At 70.9% G+C, this 3,026-nt stretch carries 2 protein-coding genes; both read right to left on the bottom strand.

Going from position 1 to position 3,026, the window contains the following annotated elements; translation table 11 throughout:
* The coding region (locus tag D183_RS25405; protein ID WP_017910568.1) for a HAMP domain-containing protein at positions 1-1,296 on the bottom strand (1,296 nt) is incomplete at its 3' end.
* A 685-nt stretch (positions 1,297-1,981) separates the two neighbouring features.
* On the bottom strand, positions 1,982-3,026 hold a 1,045-nt coding region (locus D183_RS0120020; protein ID WP_017910567.1), incomplete at its 5' end, for a methyl-accepting chemotaxis protein.

The following is a 3,026-nucleotide window of genomic DNA, read 5'->3' as shown; positions in this document are numbered from 1 at the left end:
GCCCATGATCTGCGCCAGGCGCTCGGTCACCGCGATGTGCGCGGCGGCCAGGGCATTGCTGTCGCGGACCATGCGCCCGTAGTCGCCGGGGAAGCTGCTCTCGTCCATGCGATAGCTGGTCTGGCCCCCATCGTGGCGCCGCGCCATCTCGGTCTGCGCGGCCAGCACCTCGCGCAGCTGCTGCTGCATGCGTTGCATGTCGGCCAGCAGCCGACCGCTTTCGTCGCGGCTGGGCACCACGATGCGGGCGTCGAGGCGGCCCTCGGCGATGTTGGCGGCAACGCCGGCGGCGCGGCGCACGTTGCGGGTCAGGGTGATCAGGGTGTGCGCGCAGATCGCCGCGATCAGCAGCATCAGCACGCCGAGCCCGGCCACCGCGGTCCACATCGCCTGCAGCGAGGCGTCCAGATGACGCTGCGACTGGCGCTGCAGCGCCTGCAACGCGGTGGCGCTCAGCCCGTGCAAGGCCTCGTCCCAGCCATGCAGGGCCGCGTTCCAGCGCTGATCGGCATCGGCGCTGCCGCCGTCCAGGGCCTGCGCCAGTTGCGGCAGGGCGCGATCGGCGACGGCGGCTTCGGCGGCGACCGACTGCGACAGGGCCGGATCCGGCTGTTCGAGCAGGCCCAACGCCTTCTTCAGCTCATGCCGCAGGCGGCCCTGATCGCGGGCCAGTTCGGCGATCTGCGCGCGCAGGACCGGGGTGTCGGCGCCGGCCTGCGAGGGGTCGCGCATCGCGTCCAGCCGGGTCAGGGTCTGGCTGGTCACCGGGGCGTAGATCAGGCTGCTGACCACCAGGTGGTAGCTTTCCACGTAAGGCGTATAGACCAGCTGGCTGTCGTCGCGCAGGGCGTCCAGCGCGTCGTCGGCCTGGTCGGCGACCGCCGCGAAGTCGCTGCGCCTGGTCTGCAGGGTCCGCTGCAATTGCGCCAGCGCCGCCGTGCTGCGCTCGAAGCCGGGCAGGGCCGGCACGGTCCGCTGCAGTTCGCGCAGCGCCCGGTCCGCGGTGTCGCGCGCCTGCGCCGTGTCGGCGACGGCGCCGACCTGTTCTTCCTGCAGGGCCGCCAGCAGCCGCAGCATCTCGCGCAATGGCGCGTAGCTGCGCAGCTCGGCGCGGCTGACCTCCACGCCGTCGCTGAGGGTGCGGGTGTACAGCAGCAGGGGAATGGCCAGCCCGATCAAGGCCAGCACGCCGATCAGGCTGAGCTTGCGCGCAATGGGGAGGTCGTGCCAGACCCGCAAACGCGAGCGGCGGTCGGAGGCGGGCGGAGCGGCGTGGTTCGCGGAGTGCGACGTCATTGCGCGGGTCTCTGGGGGAAAGCGAAAGAAGGCATGCGCTCGCGAGCAAGCGCATGCGATGGGAATGTAGGGGGCGGACAGCGATCGAACTTCGCCGGGCGAAGACGCGTGCATGCGAGGGGATCGCCAGCACTCGGCCGAATCGGGCAGATCTTTAGCGGCGGCTTGAGACAAAGATTGAATCTGTGATCTTGGCGGAGTTACGCGGCCATCAGGGTTGTGGCGCCCATGTGAGAAAAGGAGTGGGCAGGACATACGCGCTGCGGCGCGCTGCGGATGCAGCGCCGATGCAGGAGCTGCGCGATCTGCGAACGGCCGCACGATTCCGGGATGTGCAGGCCTGCCGAGGAGGCTGCGGGAACCGCGGTGACCGGCGCGTGTTGGCATGTCCTCGCTCGGTCCATTCGCCGATGGACGTGCCGCGCCGCCGTCGCTGGTGTCGCCTGCAGTGGGCGTGATCCGGCCGTGCCGGGCTGGCATCGAGGTCGGGCGAGGCAGGGGCAGTCGGGCGCTGGCGCGCCGTGGCAGGCACGCGATGGTGGCGAGGAGGCGCAGGGCGATGGCCGATGGCGGCGCGTGTCGAGCGCGCGTCGGGACAGCCGGCGTTCGATCAGGCAGGGGATGGCGGAATGTGCCGCTGGTGCAGGCGAGGTGGCCAGGCCGTGTGCGCCTGGCCACCGTGGCCTCAGAACTCCCGCCAGGCGTCGCCGTTGCTGGCGGCGGCCACGACCGGACGGCGTGCCGCCGGTTGCGGCGCCGCGCCGGCCTTGCTCGCAACCCGCGCCGCCGGCTTCGCCGGTACCGCGCGGACCGCGGCCGGCGGCGCGATCGTGGCGACACGGTCGATCTTGAACAGCGCGACTGCATCGCTGAGCTGCACCGCCTGTTCTTCCATCGAACGCGCGGCGGCGGTGGCTTCTTCGACCAGCGCGGCATTCTGCTGAGTGGTCTCGTCCATCTGGGTGACGGTCTGGTTGACCTGCTCGATGCCGGCGGACTGCTCCTGCGAGGCCGCCGAGATCTCGCTCATGATGTCGGTGACACGCTGCACCGAGGCCACGATCTCGCTCATGGTGCGGCCGGCCTGATCGACCAGCGCCGAGCCGGTGGCGACACGGCCGACCGAGTCGTCGATCAGCGTCTTGATCTCCTTGGCGGCGTTGGCCGAGCGCTGGGCGAGGGTGCGCACTTCGCTGGCGACCACCGCGAAACCGCGGCCCTGTTCGCCGGCACGGGCCGCTTCCACCGCCGCGTTGAGCGCCAGGATGTTGGTCTGGAAGGCGATCCCGTCGATCACCGAGATGATGTCGGCGATCTTCTTGGAGGACGCCTCGATGCCGCTCATGGTCTCGACGACCTGGCCGACCACCGCGCCGCCCTGCGAGGCGACCGAGGCGGCGCCCACTGCCAACTGGTTGGCCTGGCGCGCGTGCTCGGCATTCTGCTTGACGGTGGAGGTCAGCTCCTCCATCGACGCAGCGGTTTCTTCCAGGCTCGCCGCCTGCTGCTCGGTGCGACGCGACAGGTCGTCGTTGCCGGCGGCGATTTCGGTGGCAGCGGCGTTGATGCTGACCGCCGCGGTCTGGATGCGGCCGACGATGCCGGTCAACTGGTCGGCGGTGGCGTTGGCGTCGTCGCGCATGGTGGCGAATACGCCGTGGAACTCGCCGTCCATGCGCGCGGTGAGGTCGCCTGCGGCGATGGCCTGCAGCAACGCCGACAGCTTGCCG

The sequence above is a fragment of the Xanthomonas sp. SHU 199 genome (assembly GCF_000364665.1).
GTDB lineage: Bacteria > Pseudomonadota > Gammaproteobacteria > Xanthomonadales > Xanthomonadaceae > Xanthomonas_A > Xanthomonas_A sontii.
The sequence above is the reverse complement of the archived record's forward strand: the minus strand, read 5'-3'. Positions and strand labels throughout refer to the sequence as shown.